Source organism: Janthinobacterium sp. EB271-G4-3-2 (assembly GCF_020858035.1).
Taxonomy (GTDB): domain Bacteria; phylum Pseudomonadota; class Gammaproteobacteria; order Burkholderiales; family Burkholderiaceae_D; genus Janthinobacterium; species Janthinobacterium aestuarii.
Window position 1 is genome coordinate 148,202 of the sequence record NZ_JACYMG010000011.1, and the last position, 16,149, is coordinate 164,350.

The window sequence follows — 16,149 nt, forward strand, 5'->3', positions numbered from 1 at the left end:
TTCAGCCCGGAGTCGTCATGAAACGTCTGAAAGAACTCAATGGCAGCGCCGCCGAAGTCGAAGCGGCGTTCTACGATGCCTTGCACCGCGCCGACCTCGAAGCGCTGATGGCGCTGTGGGCCGACGATGAAGAGATCGTCTGCATCCACCCGGGCGGCGCGCGCCTGATCGGCCATGCCGCCATCCGCGCCTCGTGGGAAACCATTCTGGCCGGCGGCGGCCTGCACATCGTGCCGGCGCAGCTGCATGAAACGCACAATCTGATGAGTTCGGTGCACACGGTGATCGAAGGAGTGACCCAGGAAGAAGGCGGCCCGGCGCATTTGCTGGCCACGAATGTGTATGTAAAAACGCCGCGCGGCTGGCGCATCGTGCTGCACCACGCTTCCATCGCCCCCGGTGGCGCACCGGCCGACGCCGCGGGGACGCAGATCCTGCACTGATGGCTTTGTCTCTTTCCTACACCGCTCCGCTGTGGCTGCCTGGCGGCCACGCGCAAACGATTTATCCGGCCGTATGCCTCGCCAAGCCGGCCGTGGCCTTCCGCCGCGAACGCTGGCAAGCGCCCGATGGCGATTTCGTCGACGTCGACCTGGTCGATGGCCAGCCGGGCCAGCCCTTCGTGGTGCTGTTCCACGGCCTGGAAGGCTCGTCGAACAGCCATTACGCGCGCTCCTTGATGGCCGAGGTGGCCGCGCGCGGCTGGTCGGGCGCCGTGCCGCATTTTCGCGGCTGCTCGGGCGAAGCGAACCTGGCGCCCCGTTTTTACCATTCGGGCGATGCGCAGGAAGTGGACTGGATCGTGCAGCGCCTGCGCCCGCGCGCCACGGGAAAATTGTATGCGGCCGGCGTCTCGCTGGGCGGCAACGCCCTGCTGTGCTGGCTGGGCCAGTTGCAGCACCAGGCCGATTTCATCGATGCGGCCGCGGCCGTGTCGGCCCCGCTGGACCTGGCGCAAGGGGGCAAGGCCCTGTCTTCGGGCGCCAACCGGCTGTACACGCGCATGTTCCTGAACACGCTCAAACCCAAATGCCTGGCCAAGCTCGAGCAGTTTCCCGGCCTGTTCGCGCGCGACGCCATGCTGGCCGCGCGCGATCTGCACGCCTTCGACAATGTCGTCACGGCGCCCCTGCACGGCTACCGCGACGCCGACGATTACTGGCACCGCGCCAGCGCCAAGCACGTCTTGCACGACATCACCGTGCCGACCCTGGTGCTGAATGCACAGAACGACCCCTTCCTGCCCGGACGCTTCCTGCCGCGCAGCGCCGCGCCGACGATCACGCTCGAGTATCCGCGCCACGGCGGCCACGTCGGCTTTGCCGCCGGCAAGTTGCCGGGAAGCTTGCATTGGCTGCCGCAACGGCTGCTCTCCTTCTTTGAAAACGGCAACATGGCGCCGTCTGCGCCGCAAAGCTGGCACGCTGGCAGTTCGCAAACGCACATGGAAAACGCTACACATGGATGAACTCGTCAAACAGGCCCTGGCCAAATGGCCGAACGTACCCCACTGCTACGGATGGCTGGGGCTGGACGCGCGCGGCCACTGGCGCATGCGCGACCAGCAGGCGCAACAGCAACAACTGCCGGGCGACAAGATCGTCCATGCGGCCCTGTTGAATTTCATCAACCGCAATTACGCCCAGGACGAACGCGGTTGCTGGTTTTTCCAGAATGGCCCGCAGCGCGTGTATGTGAATCTGGAAGCGACGCCGTACATCGCCCGCAGCGATCCGCGGCACGGTTTTGTCTTGCAGACGGGCGCGCCGCTGGAACAGATCGAGCAGGTGTATTGGTGCGACAACGGCGTCTTGATCTTGCGCCAGGGCGAGGTCGTGGCGCAGGTCGATGACCGCGACATGGCGCAAGTGCTGGACGCCCTGCACGTCGATGGTCAGGTGGCCAGCGACGAGGCCTTGCTGGCGTGGCTGGAAGAGCGCCGGGGCAAGCTGACCCTATTGCATGACGGCAAGGAGATCGCCGTGCAGCCGCTGCGCTACGACGCCGTGCCGCAAACATTCGACTTCCAGCCGGTGCCGCAAGCCAATCAAGACTAACCCTTCTGGTCCTTGATCTGCTCGCGGCGTTTTTCCTGCAGCTCGCGCTCGCGCGCATCGATCACGGCCTGGTCATAAAAGGTCGCGTCCGTCGATTTGCGGGCGATCGTCAACTGATCCAGCGCGGCCATGGTGGCGCCCTGCAGCACGTAGGATTCGGCCAGCGCCATGTGCTGCAAGGTCATCTTGCCCTGGTCCGCATAGGCTTTCGCCAGTAAATCGTACAATTCCGGCTCTTCCTTGTAGAGCTGCACCTGCTCGCGCAGGTACAAGGTGGCTTGCTCCAGCTTGCCGGCAGCCATCAGCGCTTCCGCATATTGGTGGGCAATGCCGCGCGAGAGGGGAAACTGCTGGCGCGCCGCATCGGCCGCCTTCAAAGCCTGTTGCGCCACTTCCTTCTTTTGCGCCGGCATCAGCAGCACTTCCAGCGCCATCGCCGCCAGCAGGGAATTGGGCGCTTGCGTGCCGCCCGAGGTAAATACGTTCGGCCCGGCCGGCTGGTGCAGGGCCGCATTGGCCGCGTCGAGTTCCTTTTGCGCCTCCGCCGGCTTGCCCTGCTTGACGGCGACAAAGGACAAGCCGTAATGGGCGGCCGTCACCTGGAAGCGGCTTTGCTGTTCCAGCTGCGTCTTGAAGACGGCCTTGGCATTCAACAGGCCTTGCACGCTTTCATCCTGCAGCACGCGGGCGCGCGCCCGGGCCAGGTGAAAACTCAGGCTGTCCGCACGCTGCTTGTACGGCTGCTCGCGGATGCGCGCCTGGATGTCGGCGATGCGTTCCGTCGTCAGCGGGTGGGTCTGCAGGTAGGCGGGCATCAAGTCGCTGTAGGAGCGGCTGGCTGCCTGCATGCGGCCGAAGAAGGCCACCATGCCGGTGGTGTCGAAGCCCGCTTCGCCCATGATCTGGAAACCGATGCGGTCCGCCTCGCGTTCAGCGTCGCGGCCGAAATTGAGCTGGCGCTGGATGGCCAGGCCCTGGCCGGCGGCAAACACGCCCATGGCCACGTCGCCGCCCGCGCGCGAAGCGAGCGCCGCCAGCAGCATGGCCGCCAGCGGCATCAGGGCATCCTGGCGCTGCTGGCCCAGCATGCGCGCGATATGGCGCTGCGCCACGTGGCCGATCTCGTGCGACAGCACGGACGCCAGTTCCGCCTCCGTTTGCGCCGCCAGCACCAGGGCCGAGTGCACCCCGATGAAGCCGCCGGGCAAGGCAAACGCGTTCAACTGGGGATCGCGCACGGCAAAGAAGAAATAGTCGTAATTCGTTTCGCCGCGCACGCTGGGGCGCGCCGCCACGAGCGCGTTGCCGAAGGTATTCAGGTATTCGAGCAGAGGCGCGTCGTCGAGGTAGTCGCGGTCGCCGCGGATGCCGCGCATGATTTCCTCGCCGATCTTGCGCTCCATCGCCGGAGACAGATCTTCGCGCGACGTGTCGCCCAGGTTCGGCAGGTTCGGCGCCGGCGGCACGGCCGGCGGCGTCCAGCCGCCAGCCGGCTTGGCCGCTACATTGGCAGCAGGCGCGGACGTATAGGTTTGCGCCAGCGCACAAGGCGCCGCCAGCCATAATGCGGCCAGCATGGCTGCGCGCCGTGAGCCGCGCAGCCATGGCGCAGCGGCGTTTTCAACGATGATCGGAAGGGGAGTTTTTGAATTCACGGGTGCTATCATACCTTGTTCGCGGCGCCCATTCCCACGCGTCATGCCAGTGGCATGAGGTCGTGACCGGGCGTGCCGCGCTCCCCTTTTCTCACCTATTTTGACGCCATGACAACAGCAGACAAGCAAGCCCCCGCCGGGGAACTGACCCATTTCGACGCCGCGGGCCAGGCCCATATGGTCGATGTGGGCAGCAAGGAAGACACGCGCCGCAGCGCCGTGGCCGCCGGCACCATCCGCATGCAGCCCGCCACCCTGGCATTGATTATTTCCGGCAACGCCAAGAAAGGCGACGTGCTGGGCATCGCCCGCATCGCCGCCATCATGGGCGCCAAGCGCACGAGCGACCTGATTCCCCTGTGCCACCCGCTGGCCCTCACGCGCGTCACCGTCGATTTTGAAGTGGATGAAGCGGCCAACAGCGTGCACTGCCGCGCCCAGGTCGATACGACAGGAAAAACCGGCGTGGAAATGGAAGCGCTCACTTCCGTGCAGATCGGCTTGCTGACGATCTACGACATGTGCAAGGCCGTCGACCGGGGCATGGTCATGACGAATGTGCGCGTGCTGGAAAAGCATGGCGGCAAGTCGGGCGATTGGCACGCCGAGGTGTAATTATTTTGCCTGGCGCGCAAGATGGCCCTGGACGCGGCGCAAGTCGCGCAGCAGCCAGACGGCACTGGCCAGGCACAGCGCGATGATGGCCATGGACAGGGGCAAGTGGAATTGCTCCAACCCTGCCAGCGAAAAGCCGGCGTGGATCAGAAAGGTGCCCACGCCCAGCACGGCGCAGACACAAGCATACAGGGGCGCCCGCGCGGTGGCCAGCAGCACGTGCCGGTAACCGGCCAGCACCAAGGCAATCGCCGCCAGGTTAAACACGAGAAAACCCTGCACGCCGCCCGGCAGATAAAACATCTCCCACTCTTTCCAGTAGGCAGCGTCGATTTGATGCAAGATCAGGAACAACATGGTCCAGAAGTAGCTGCGCGGCATAAGATTTACATTCGTCAATATTGATCCCATTCTAAAGCCTGCACCGCGCACCGGCATGTGTCCATGGCACTTTCGATGCAAAAATGAATTTCATTGATATAAATGCTTTTTCATCAAGAAATCATGCATACTGCGAGTCGTCCATATCCAGATGAGCATCGCATGACAAGCAACAGACCCGCCGCGGAAAGCAAGCTCCAGGACTTCGAATTCGAGGCCATGAATCTGCAGGTGGGGGGACGCATCCAGTTCATCACGCACCGCACCATCAAACCCAGTCAGCATTTCTCGACCGTGATCGGCTATGTGAAAGACGAGTACCTGATCGTCAAGATTCCCATGGAAAACGGCGCGTCGATTGTCCTCAACGAAGGCGACAAGCTGACCATCCGCGTGTTTTCCGGTGTCACCGTCTGTTCGTTTTCCTGCAGCGTACTGCGCATCTTCGGCCGCCCGCTCAACTATGTGCACCTGAGCTTTCCCGACACCATCCAGGGCACCAGCCTGCGCACGGCCATGCGCGTCAAGGTGGACATTCCGGCGCAGCTGAGCTACCGCGACGTGGCGGCCGTGCCCGTGTTCATCGTCAACCTCAGCGTCTCGGGCGCGCTGATCGAGGCGCCCGGCATGCTCACGCCCGATGACGCAGGCGTGGCACTGAGTTTTACCCTGCTGGTACAGCCGAACAAGCATCAGATGCGCGTCAACACGCGCGCCCGCATCCAGAACGTGAGCGTGGGCAAGCCGTCGAGTGGCCACGCCGCCGGGGTAGCGGAAATCTATACGTACGGCGTGCAATTCATCGACCTGGAACCGACCCACTACACGCTGCTGCAAAACCTCACCTATGAAGCGCTGATCGCGGACCGGCAAAAAATCGTCTGATACCGGCGCGGCAGGCGCCGCTCACTGCGTCGCCGCCACCTTGGGAATATTCGTGCGGGTAATGGCCTCCTTGGCCGCCGCATTCGTCACGCTGGTGCTGTTGAACCAGCTCAGGCTGCTGGTGCCGAGCTGCAACTCCATGTTCACCGTCTGGCCGCCCAAGCCGCTGCCCAGGTCGCCCGCGAGGGTCAGTTCGATATCGCCCTTGTCGACCTTGGCGCTGGCCACTTCGCGCGTGGCGCTGAAAACGGGAATGGCGCTGGGCACGGCCGTGGTAGGCGTGCTGCAGGCGGCCGCTTCGCCGCCATTTTCCTGCACGCACAGGGCCACGGCAGTCTTCAGCGGCGCAGCCGCCGCCAGCACATTGCTGACCTTGGCCCGCATCGTATAGTCGCCGTACTGGGGAATGGCCACGGCCGCCAGGATACTGGCGATGGCCACCACGATCATCAGTTCTATCAGGGTAAAACCGCTTTGCGCGCGCATCGTATTCTCCCATTGTGCATTGCTCACCCCATGCATGGTGCAAGCGCCATGCCAGCGGCGCGCCCGGGCAGCGCCGGTACGCATGGAAAGAAAAGCGACACATTTGGGCGGGTTCGGACCAGCGCCGTCCGCCCAGGCCGGGAATTGGCCTGTCTTGCGGACAAAAAAAAAGGAGCCGAAGCTCCTTTTTTGTACTGCATGAACCAGGCTGAAAATTACAGCATGGCTTTCAGCAGACGCGCCATTTCCGACGGGTTTTTGGTCACGGTGATGCCGCAAGCTTCCATGATTTCCAGCTTGGCTTGTGCCGTATCGGCACCGCCCGAGATCAGCGCGCCGGCGTGGCCCATGCGCTTGCCTGGAGGAGCGGTTACGCCAGCGATGAAGCCAACGACCGGTTTTTTCATGTTGTCTTTGATCCAATAAGCCGCGTTGGCTTCGTCCGGACCACCGATTTCGCCGATCATGATGACCGCGTCGGTATCTGGATCGTCATTGAACATCTTCATGATGTCGATGTGCTTCAGACCGTTGATCGGGTCGCCGCCGATGCCGACTGCCGACGATTGGCCCAGGCCCAGTGCGGTCAATTGACCCACTGCTTCATAGGTCAGGGTGCCCGAACGCGATACGACGCCGATACGGCCTTTCTTGTGGATGTGGCCTGGCATGATGCCGATCTTGATTTCGTCTGGCGTGATCAAGCCTGGGCAGTTAGGGCCCAGCAGCAAGGTTTTGCTGTTGGCTTTAGCCATGCGGTCTTTCAGGGCCATCATGTCACGGACAGGAATGCCTTCGGTGATGCAAATGGCCAGATCCATTTCAGCTTCGACAGCTTCCCAGATCGCCGCTGCAGCGCCTGCTGGCGGTACGTAGATGACGGAAACGTTGGCGCCGGTTTCTTTTTTCGCTTCGGTCACGTTAGCGAAAATAGGAATGCCTTCGAAATCTTCGCCGGCTTTCTTCGGGTTCACGCCTGCCACGAAGGCAGCTTTGCCGTTCGCGTAGTCGCGGCAACCGCGGGTGTGGAACTGGCCGGTCTTGCCGGTGATCCCTTGGGTAACGACTTTGGTATCTTTATTGATCAGAATGGACATGTTGATTCCTTAATTAAGCTTGACCGGCAGCAGCGGCAACGACGCTCTTGGCTGCATCTTCCATGGTGTCGGCTGCGATGATAGGCAGACCGGAATCGGCCAGCATCTTTTTGCCCAGGTCTTCGTTGGTGCCCTTCATGCGCACGACCAGTGGCACGTTCAGCGAGACGGCTTTCACTGCGGCGATCACGCCTTCAGCGATCACGTCGCAACGCATGATGCCGCCGAAAATGTTCACCAGGATGGCTTTCAGGCCTGGGTTTTTCAGCATGATCTTGAACGCTTCGGTGACTTTTTCCGCCGTGGCGCCGCCGCCGACATCCAGGAAGTTGGCAGGCTCGCCGCCGAACAGCTTGATGGTGTCCATGGTGGCCATGGCCAGACCGGCGCCGTTCACCAGGCAACCGATGTTGCCGTCGAGCGAAATGTAGGCCAGGTCGAATTTCGACGCTTCGATTTCCGCTGGATCTTCTTCGTCCAGATCGCGCAGGGCGACGATTTCCGGATGACGGAACAGGGCGTTCGGGTCAAAGTTGAACTTGGCGTCCAGGGCGATGACTTTGCCGCTGCCGGTAACGATCAGCGGGTTGATCTCGGCCAGCGAGCAATCGGTTTCCCAGTACGCTTTGTACAGGCCTTGCAGGTTGACGCGGGCGTCGGCGATGGAGCCGGCAGGCACGCCGATCTTGGCGGCGATGTCGTCTGCCTGGGCATCGGTCAGGCCTGTGCCTGGATCGATGGTGACGTGATGGATCTTCTCTGGGTGGCTCTCGGCCACTTCTTCGATGTCCATGCCGCCTTCGGACGAAGCCATCAGGACGATTTTCTGGGTAACGCGGTCGGTGACCAGCGAAACGTACAGTTCTTGCTTGATGTCGGCGCCTTCTTCCACCAGCAGGCGGTTGACTTTCTGGCCTTCGGCGCTGGTCTGGTGCGTGATCAGCTGCATGCCCATGATCTGGTCAGCGTATTCCTTGACCTGTTCGATCGATTTCGCCACTTTCACGCCGCCGCCCTTGCCGCGGCCACCTGCGTGGATCTGCGCCTTGACAACCCATACCGGGCCGCCCAGGGTTTCCGCAGCCTTGACGGCTTCTTCGACGGACATGCACGGAATACCGCGTGGTACCGTCACTCCGTGCTGCCGGAGGATTTCTTTGGCTTGATACTCATGGATTTTCATGCTGGCTTCCCTTCTGATACTGATTTGTAAAAATACGGTTAGTGGTGCAAAAAAAACAGGAAAAACAGAGCGCCGGGGTCACGCTTTGGCTACCCAGCGCGGGTAATACTGTGCAACTGCCCCGCCATCGGTGCGCAGGGCGTGGCATTTGTCGAGTTGAAACGGCTTTTCATGCGACAAGTCAGCATTCTCACCGTCACGGGTCGACCAGACATCGCCGGCAAATGCCTGAACCGTCGCAGTCGGCAAGACTTGCGCCAGTTCGGTCAAATGGGTACAGCCAGCGATTCCCGCCAGGCGCTGTTTCAAGTCGCGGCGGAAATTCTTCAATAAATTCAAACCGATCAGCGCCCTGTAAGCGGGGCCGATGGTATCGCAAAAACCGGGATAGGGCACGGCATCGGAGACAGCTTCGGCCTCGACAATGGTCAGTTCGCGATCGACGGTAATGCGTAAGTGGAGGTCATGCAGAGGGGAGCCGGCGGGACGGGGGCCGGAGGCCAGGGTCGCGTCATAGCTTTTGATGTCGGTGATATGGGCGTCAATATCCCACAGGCCGTCGTCGCGCACATACGCTTGGACGTCGATAACGCGGGAGTGCCGTAGGGCGCGCCGGGATACGGGAGTTGACAGGGGCATAAGACCGATGCCGCTTGCGCGGCCATAATTTAGTAAGCAGCCATGTGCCTAAAGCACTCTGTTCGCAGCTTCTACGAACAGCAACCGCACCTGCGGCGCCGCAAAAACCCTAAAAGTGTAGCACACTGGGCGCCGGTTGCGCCGCAACATAATTTTTCATTGCTTCGATAAAAACATTTCAAAGCATAAAGAATTCACATGGAAATTGACGCTGTTATCACGTTCAGTGATGATAGATATGCCCTCCTTGCACGCCTGTCCTGCGCCAGCCGCCACACCCGTCTGGCATGGGCAAGCGCTGGTGGCGCTGGTCACGTGCAGCGCAACAATACGCCGCCAGCTTGACAGGACGATGACAGCGGAGTGCGCTTGCAAAAAAATATGCCATCAAGCGTGACGGGCCGGTCCTTGCCACACAGGCAAGGTGCGAACTGTTGCAGAAGGAACACAATGGAAGAGCCTGCGGCCGGGCGTTCGCGTGACCAGTCCGGGCGCCACCGGCGCGCGTCTAGTCGTCTTCGGGGTCCAGGCCCTTCAAGGCCGCCTGCACGGCGCGCTGGGAAAAGCCGCGCTGCATCAGGAAGCGCATCTGTTTGTTGCGCTGCTCGGCATCCTGCGCCACCTCGCCAAACTTGCGGCGCCATACTTCGCAGGCGCGCGCAACCTCCCCTTCGGCCAGGCCCGCCTTGAGCTCCTGCAGCGCCTCGCCGCCGATGCCATGGCTTTGCAGTTCGGCCATGATGCGGCTATTGCCGAAGCGGGCCGAGCGGCGGTGGATCAGCGACTCGGAAAAGCGCTCCTGCGACAGCCAGTTGGCTTGCTCCAGGCTGTCGAGCAAGGCTTCCACATCATCGCCCTCCTGCGCATGGCGCTGCAGCTTGCGCCGCAATTCCATGCGGCTGTGTTCACGCATCGACAAAAAGCGTAGCGCCCTGCCCTTCAGGCTTAGTTGTACTGCGGCCATACACCCACCTTGTCTTCCATTCCACGATCACATCACCCAAACACAATCGCCGCCCGGCGCAACAGCGCGGGACGGCGATCAGGGTCCTACCTTGCGGCAAGCCATGCGTAGGTCGGATTAGGCCCCTTGGGCCGTAATCCGACAACATTGTTGGCCTCTGTGCTGTTGTCGGATTACGCGCGGCTTTGCCGCGCTAATCCGACCTACTCTGCCTTGGCTTCCGCAGCCTTGGCAGCCTTGTCGGCGGCTTTGTCCGCTTTTTCCGGCTTTTCAGCAGCCAGCGGCGGCAGTTCGCGCACGCCCAGCGAAGCGCGGACCTTGTTTTCGATTTCGCGGGCCAACGCCGGACGCTCTTGCAGGAAGGCGCGGGCGTTGTCCTTGCCCTGACCGATGCGTTCGCCGTTGTAGCTGTACCACGAACCGGATTTTTCCACGATCTTGGCATCCGAGCCCAGATCCAGGATTTCGCCTTCGCGCGAGGTGCCTGCGCCGTACAGGATGTCGAAGTGCGCTTCCTTGAACGGTGGCGCGATCTTGTTCTTGACGACCTTGACCTTGGTTTCGTTGCCGATCACTTCATCGCCGGACTTGATCGAGCCGGTGCGGCGGATATCCAGGCGCACGGAGGCGTAGAATTTCAGCGCATTGCCGCCGGTGGTCGTTTCCGGGCTGCCGAACATCACGCCGATCTTCATGCGGATCTGGTTGATGAAGATGACCAGGGTATTGGTACGGTTGATGGAACCGGTCAGCTTGCGCAGGGCTTGCGACATCAGGCGCGCTTGCAAGCCTGGCAGCGAATCGCCCATGTCGCCTTCGATCTCGGCGCGTGGCGTCAGTGCGGCCACGGAGTCGATGACGACGAGGTCGACGCTGCCCGAACGCACGAGGGCGTCACAGATTTCCAGCGCCTGCTCGCCCGTGTCCGGTTGCGAGATCAGCAATTCGTGCAGGTTCACGCCCAGCTTTTGCGCGTAGCCGACGTCGAGCGCGTGCTCGGCATCGATAAAGGCGCACGTGCCGCCCAGTTTTTGCATTTCGGCGATGGTTTGCAGGGTCAGGGTGGTTTTACCCGACGATTCCGGACCGTAGATTTCCACCACGCGGCCGCGCGGCAAGCCACCCACGCCCAGCGCGATATCGAGGCCGAGCGAACCGGTCGACACGACTTGCACTTCTTCGATCGGTGCGCTGGCATCCATGCGCATGACCGAACCTTTGCCAAACTGCTTCTCGATCTGCGCCAGTGCGGCGGCGAGCGCCTTGGCTTTTTCCGATGCGGGTACTACAGCTTTTTTATCGTCCATATGTTCTTTCAGCCGTTCTACAGGTGCGGATTCAGGGTGAATCCTGCAGCCTGCGATAGCGCCAGTGGGTTAAATTCTTTACACAGACAGTACTGTATAAAAAAACAGTGATCAATGCAAGCGGAACGTGGATTTGTTTTGAAACAGATCAATACAACCGCGGATTTTCATAAAAATTCGCCACCTTGCGGAAAATGAAACACAATACAAGCTTCTACCGCCGCAAAGCATAGGAAGTGCACCATGCGTATTTTACTTGCCGAAGATGACAGCGTGCTGGCCGACGGCCTGACCCGCTCGCTGCGCCAGTCCGGTTATGCGATCGACTACGTCAAGACGGGCCAGGAGGCCGACACGGCCCTGTCCACCCAGGAATTCGACTTGCTGATCCTCGACCTGGGCCTGCCCAAAATGTCCGGCCTGGAAGTGCTGCGCCGCCTGCGCGCGCGCGCCTCGCTGCTGCCGGTGCTGATCCTGACGGCCGCCGATTCCATCGAGCAACGCGTGAATGGCCTCGACCTCGGTGCCGATGATTATATGGCCAAGCCGTTCGCCTTGTCGGAACTGGAGGCAAGAGTGCGCGCCCTGACGCGCCGCGGCGCCGGCGGCGGCGCCACCATCATCAAGCACGGCCCCCTCAGCTACGACCAGGTGGGGCGCAGCGCCTACATCAACGACCAGATGCTCGACCTGTCGGCGCGCGAACTGGGCTTGCTGGAAATCCTGCTGGGCCGCACCGGCCGCCTCGTCTCGAAAGAGCAGCTGGTCGACCACCTGTGCGAATGGGGCGAGGAAGTGTCGAACAACGCCATCGAAGTGTATGTGCACCGCTTGCGCAAGAAAATCGAGGTGGGTGGCGTGCGCATCGCCACCGTGCGCGGCCTCGGCTATTGCCTGGAAAAATACTCGGAAGCGGCGCGCCTGAACGCCGAAGCGGGCGAGTCGGCAAGCCCGGCCAGCGGACCCGCCAGCAAGTGAAGGCGCGCGAGGCGCCAGCGGACGAGCCGGACGACGACGACTGGTTCGAACCGCCCACCACGGAGCAGGACGACACGATCGAGCATTCGCTGTTCGGCGAAATCCTCGACTGGATGCTGGCGCCCCTGCTGCTGCTGTGGCCGATGAGCATCGCCATCACCTATCTGGTGGCCAAGAGCATCGCCAATCAACCATTCGACCATGCGCTGGAAGACAGCGTGACGGTGCTCACGCAGCAGGTCAAGCAGGCCGATGGCGCCATGCTGCGCCGCGCGCCGGACAAGAACAGCAGCAATAATAACGGCCGCGACTTGCTGCGCGGCGACGATGTCGACACCCTGTATTACCTGGTGGTGGGCCCGCGCGGCGAATACCTGGCCGGCGACCGCGATTTGCCGCCGCCGCAGGACGCCGACAAATACCGCAGCGGCATGGTGCTGTTCCGCAACGACACCATGCACGGCACGCCCGTGCGCGTGGCGTTCAGCTATCTCGATATTCCTTCCAGCAACGACGATGAGCAAAGCCGCGCGCTGGTGCAAGTCGCCGAGACGCTGGAAAAACGCGCCCAGCTGGCCAACGAAATCATCAAGGGCGTGATTTTGCCGCAGTTCATCATCCTGCCCGTGATCCTGGCCCTCGTCTGGTTTGCCCTGGCGCGCGGCCTGTCGCCGCTGGCGCAATTGCAGGAGCGCATACGCGCGCGGCCGCCCGACGATTTGAGTCCAATCGAATCGGGCCAGGTGCCCGAGGAAATCACGCCGCTGGTCGGTTCGCTCAACGAGATGCTCTCGCGGCTGTCGCTGTCGATCGACATGCAGAAACGCTTCATCGCCGATGCCGCGCACCAGATGAAAACGCCACTGGCCGGCATGCGCATGCAATCGGAACTGGCCCTGCGCCAGACCGACCACGACGAGATTCACCGCTCGCTGCTGCAGCTGGCGAAAAGTTCGGAAGCGGCCACGCGCCTCGTCAACCAGTTGCTGGCCCTGGCGCGCGCGGAAAACCAGCCGCAGGCGGGCACGGCGTTCGAACCGATCGAACTGAGCGAACTGGCGCGCGGCGTGGTGCAGGACTGGGTACAAGCCTCGTTTGCCCAGCATATCGACCTGGGCTTCGAACAGCCCGCGTATTCGATCATGATTTCCGGCAATCCCATAATGCTGCGCGAGCTGCTGAGCAATCTGATCGACAACGCCCTGCGCTACACGCCGTCCGGTGGCAGCGTCACGGTGCGCGTGCGCAGCACCCTGGAACTGGCCATCCTGGAGGTGGAAGATACGGGGCCAGGCATTGCGCCGGCCGAGCGGGCGCACGTGTTCGAACGCTTTTACCGCATTCTCGGCAGCAATGTCGATGGTAGCGGCCTGGGCCTGGCCATCGTCCGCGAAATTGCCCAGCAGCACGGCGCCGAAGTCGATATTTTTAACAATCCGCGCGCGCAGTCGCCGAAGCTGCCGGGCACCCTGCTGCGCCTGAGCATCGCCCTGCTGTTGCCGGACGCGCCAGAAGAGGATGACATCACGTATGGATAAGCCGAGCCCACCCGTTGCCTCGGCGCGGCCCGCGCGCGCGCCCAGCCCCGAGCTGCAGGCGCGCCGCGATATGCACTGGCGCAAGACGCGGCGCCTGACGGCCATCCTGCTGCTGGTCTGGCTGCTGACGGGCTTCCTGACCGTGTTCTATGCGCGCGAACTGTTGCACCTGAACCTGTTCGGCTGGCCCCTGCCCTTCTATATGGCGGCCCAGGGCGCCTCGCTCGTGTACCTGGCCATCATCGCCGTCTATGCCTGGCGCATGCGGCGCCTCGACCGCGACTTTCATGCCGAGGAGCACGCATGAGCGGCCAGCGCAGCTTCTTTGCCCGGCTGAGCCGCTACTACCTGCTGTTTACGGCCGGTTTCGCCGCCTTCCTGCTGGCCCTGTCCGTGCTGGAACAGGAAGGCATGCCGCGCGCGTGGATCGGCTACCTGTTCATGCTCGTCACCATCACCCTGTACGCCACCATCGGCGTCATCAGCCGCACCTCGAACGTCACCGAATACTATGTGGCGGGGCGCCGGGTGCCAGCCATGTTCAACGGCATGGCCACGGCCGCCGACTGGATCTCGGCGGCCAGCTTCATCAGCCTGGCCGGCGGCCTGTACCTGAACGGCTTCGACGGCCTGGCCTTCATCATGGGCTGGACGGGCGGCTATTGCCTGGTGGCGCTATTGATCGCGCCCTACCTGCGCAAATTCAGCCAGTACACGATTCCCGATTTCCTCGCCGCCCGCTACGGCAGCGGTACCGACAAACGGGGCGCCAGCGTGCGCGTGGTGGCCGTGGCCGCCACCATCATCGTGTCGTTTACGTATGTGGTGGCGCAGATCTACGCCGTCGGCCTGATCGCCTCGCGCTTCACAGGCGTGGATTTTTCCGTCGGCATCTTCCTGGGCCTGGCCAGCATTCTCGTCTGCTCCTTTCTGGGCGGCATGCGCGCCATCACCTGGACGCAGGTGGCGCAGTACATCATCATCCTCGTCGCCTTTCTGATTCCCGCCATGTGGCTGTCTGTCAAGCATGCGGACAATCCCGTGCCGCAGATCGCCTACGGCAAGGTGCTGACGCAACTGAGCGCGCGCGAACACGTGCTGGAAGCGGACCCGAAAGAAAACGAAGTGCGCGCCATCTTCCGCCAGCGCGCGCAAAGCTACCAGGCGCGCATCGACGGCTTGCCCGGTTCCTGGGAACAAGGCCGCCTGTCGGCCCAGCGCCAGCTCGATAGTTTGCGCCAGCGCAATACCTCGCTGTTCGACATCCGCAACGCGGAGCGCTACCTGATCGCCTATCCGAAAAGTCCGGACGAGGCGCGCGTGCTGTGGCAGGCAGCGCAGGCGCAGAACCAGAAACGCGCCGAGCCGATCATTCCGCACGCGCAGCCATTTCCCGCCGCGGACCGGCAGCAATCCGACATCAAGCGCAACAATTTCCTGGCCCTCGTGTTTTGCATGATGCTGGGCACGGCCGCCCTGCCGCATATCCTCATGCGATCGTACACCACGCCCTCCGTGCACGAAACGCGCGTCTCCGTGTTCTGGACCCTGTTCTTCATCTTGTTGATCTATCTCACGATTCCCGCGCTGGCCGTGCTGGTCAAGTACGATATTTATTCGGCGCTCGTGGGCACGCAATACGCGAACCTGCCCACGTGGGTGTCGTACTGGGCCAATGTGGACAAGCTCAGTCCCCTGATCAGCATCGTCGACGTCAACCGCGACGGCATCGTGCAACTGGCGGAAATTTCCATCGACGCCGACGTGCTGGTGCTGGCCACGCCCGAGATCGCCGGCCTGCCCTACGTGATTTCCGGCCTGGTGGCGGCAGGCGGCCTGGCCGCCGCCCTGTCGACGGCCGATGGCTTGCTGCTGGCCATCTCGAATGCCCTGTCGCACGACATCTATTACAAGGTGGTCGATCCCAGCGCCTCGACGCAAAAGCGCGTGACGATTTCAAAATTGCTGCTGCTGGCCGTGGCCTTCATCGCCGCCTATGCGGCCTCGCAAAAGCCGGCCGACATTTTGTCGCTGGTGGGCGTGGCCTTTTCCCTGGCCGCCTCGACCCTGTTCCCGCCGCTGGTGCTGGGCGTGTTCTGGCAACGCGCCAACTACCAGGGCGCGCTGGCCGGCATGCTGACGGGCTTTGGCGTATGCCTGTATTACATGCTGCACACGAGCACCATGCTGGGCGGCAATGCCAGTGGCCAATGGTTCCATATCGCGCCCATCTCCGCCGGCATCTTCGGCGTGCCGGCCGGCCTGGCCGCCGCCATCCTCGTCAGCTGGCTGACGCCGGCGCCGGGACGCCGCAGCACGGGGCTGGTCGAGCACATCCGGGCGCCGGAATGAATAGGCAGGCAG

At 62.4% G+C, this 16,149-nt stretch carries 17 protein-coding genes; 9 read left to right on the forward strand and 8 right to left on the reverse strand.

What is annotated here, in order from left to right:
• Positions 1-17 precede the first annotated feature (17 nt).
• Genes IGS55_RS21590 through IGS55_RS21600 form a run of 3 tightly spaced genes read left to right on the forward strand, consistent with a single transcriptional unit; the run spans position 18 to position 2,057 of the window.
• The gene (locus tag IGS55_RS21590; protein ID WP_034746103.1) at positions 18-443 is read left to right on the forward strand and encodes a YybH family protein; all 426 of its coding nucleotides are present in this window, start codon (positions 18-20) and stop codon (positions 441-443) included.
• Positions 443-1,468: a YheT family hydrolase gene (locus IGS55_RS21595; RefSeq protein WP_230517021.1), complete on the forward strand. Its 1,026-nt coding sequence runs from the start codon at positions 443-445 to the stop codon at positions 1,466-1,468. The genes IGS55_RS21590 and IGS55_RS21595 overlap by 1 nt, the downstream gene beginning before the upstream one ends.
• Complete coding sequence (locus IGS55_RS21600; protein WP_230517020.1) at positions 1,461-2,057, forward strand: DUF2946 family protein; 597 nt, start codon at positions 1,461-1,463, stop codon at positions 2,055-2,057. The genes IGS55_RS21595 and IGS55_RS21600 overlap by 8 nt, the downstream gene beginning before the upstream one ends.
• On the opposite strand, the gene IGS55_RS21605 is transcribed toward IGS55_RS21600, so the two are convergent.
• The gene (locus tag IGS55_RS21605; protein ID WP_230517019.1) at positions 2,054-3,634 is read right to left on the reverse strand and encodes a M48 family metalloprotease; all 1,581 of its coding nucleotides are present in this window, start codon (positions 3,632-3,634) and stop codon (positions 2,054-2,056) included. The two genes, IGS55_RS21600 and IGS55_RS21605, sit on opposite strands and share 4 nt — an antisense overlap.
• Positions 3,635-3,820: 186 nt before the next feature.
• Here IGS55_RS21605 and moaC point away from each other — a divergent pair, with 186 nt between their 5' ends.
• Entirely contained in the window at positions 3,821-4,327 is a 507-nt protein-coding gene (gene moaC / locus IGS55_RS21610; RefSeq protein ID WP_230517018.1) for a cyclic pyranopterin monophosphate synthase MoaC, read from the forward strand.
• Here moaC and IGS55_RS21615 read toward each other — a convergent pair whose 3' ends face one another.
• A complete protein-coding gene (locus tag IGS55_RS21615; protein ID WP_230517017.1) occupies positions 4,328-4,708 on the reverse strand; it encodes a DUF6713 family protein in 381 nt (126 codons plus the stop codon). It abuts the gene before it with no gap.
• A 162-nt stretch (positions 4,709-4,870) separates the two neighbouring features.
• On the opposite strand from IGS55_RS21615, the gene IGS55_RS21620 reads away from it, so the two are divergent.
• On the forward strand, positions 4,871-5,593 hold the full coding sequence (locus IGS55_RS21620; RefSeq protein ID WP_230517016.1) for a flagellar brake protein: 723 nt from the start codon (positions 4,871-4,873) through the stop codon (positions 5,591-5,593).
• Positions 5,594-5,614: 21 nt separating this feature from the next.
• On the opposite strand, the gene IGS55_RS21625 is transcribed toward IGS55_RS21620, so the two are convergent.
• The 6 genes from IGS55_RS21625 to recA form a co-directional block, all read right to left on the reverse strand.
• Positions 5,615-6,079, reverse strand: a complete 465-nt coding sequence (locus tag IGS55_RS21625) for a pilin (RefSeq protein WP_230517015.1) — start codon at positions 6,077-6,079, stop codon at positions 5,615-5,617.
• Between the two features lie 215 nt (positions 6,080-6,294).
• Positions 6,295-7,176: a succinate--CoA ligase subunit alpha gene (gene sucD / locus IGS55_RS21630; protein ID WP_034746085.1), complete on the reverse strand. Its 882-nt coding sequence runs from the start codon at positions 7,174-7,176 to the stop codon at positions 6,295-6,297.
• Positions 7,177-7,189: 13 nt separating this feature from the next.
• Positions 7,190-8,359 carry an ADP-forming succinate--CoA ligase subunit beta gene (gene sucC / locus IGS55_RS21635; RefSeq protein ID WP_034746081.1) on the reverse strand — a complete coding sequence of 390 codons (1,170 nt, stop codon included), beginning with the start codon at positions 8,357-8,359 and terminating at the stop codon, positions 7,190-7,192.
• Between the two features lie 78 nt (positions 8,360-8,437).
• Complete coding sequence (locus tag IGS55_RS21640; protein ID WP_230517014.1) at positions 8,438-8,998, reverse strand: DUF2889 domain-containing protein; 561 nt, start codon at positions 8,996-8,998, stop codon at positions 8,438-8,440.
• A 508-nt stretch (positions 8,999-9,506) separates the two neighbouring features.
• Positions 9,507-9,962 carry a recombination regulator RecX gene (gene recX / locus IGS55_RS21645; RefSeq protein ID WP_139090627.1) on the reverse strand — a complete coding sequence of 152 codons (456 nt, stop codon included), beginning with the start codon at positions 9,960-9,962 and terminating at the stop codon, positions 9,507-9,509.
• A 203-nt stretch (positions 9,963-10,165) separates the two neighbouring features.
• A complete protein-coding gene (gene recA / locus IGS55_RS21650) occupies positions 10,166-11,269 on the reverse strand; it encodes a recombinase RecA (protein WP_076565922.1) in 1,104 nt (367 codons plus the stop codon).
• Positions 11,270-11,512: 243 nt separating this feature from the next.
• Between recA and IGS55_RS21655 the strand changes: the two genes are divergently transcribed.
• From IGS55_RS21655 to IGS55_RS21670, 4 genes are read left to right on the forward strand one after another with little or no spacing between them, the layout of a single operon-like run.
• On the forward strand, positions 11,513-12,247 hold the full coding sequence (locus IGS55_RS21655; RefSeq protein WP_034746066.1) for a response regulator: 735 nt from the start codon (positions 11,513-11,515) through the stop codon (positions 12,245-12,247).
• Positions 12,244-13,785 (forward strand): sensor histidine kinase, encoded by a 1,542-nt coding sequence (locus tag IGS55_RS21660; RefSeq protein WP_230517013.1) that lies wholly within the window; start codon positions 12,244-12,246, stop codon positions 13,783-13,785. Before IGS55_RS21655 ends, IGS55_RS21660 begins: the two co-directional genes overlap by 4 nt.
• The gene (locus tag IGS55_RS21665; RefSeq protein WP_230517012.1) at positions 13,778-14,092 is read left to right on the forward strand and encodes a DUF4212 domain-containing protein; all 315 of its coding nucleotides are present in this window, start codon (positions 13,778-13,780) and stop codon (positions 14,090-14,092) included. The genes IGS55_RS21660 and IGS55_RS21665 overlap by 8 nt, the downstream gene beginning before the upstream one ends.
• Positions 14,089-16,137, forward strand: a complete 2,049-nt coding sequence (locus IGS55_RS21670) for a sodium:solute symporter family protein (protein WP_230517011.1) — start codon at positions 14,089-14,091, stop codon at positions 16,135-16,137. Before IGS55_RS21665 ends, IGS55_RS21670 begins: the two co-directional genes overlap by 4 nt.
• The last annotated feature ends 12 nt before the right edge of the window (positions 16,138-16,149 follow it).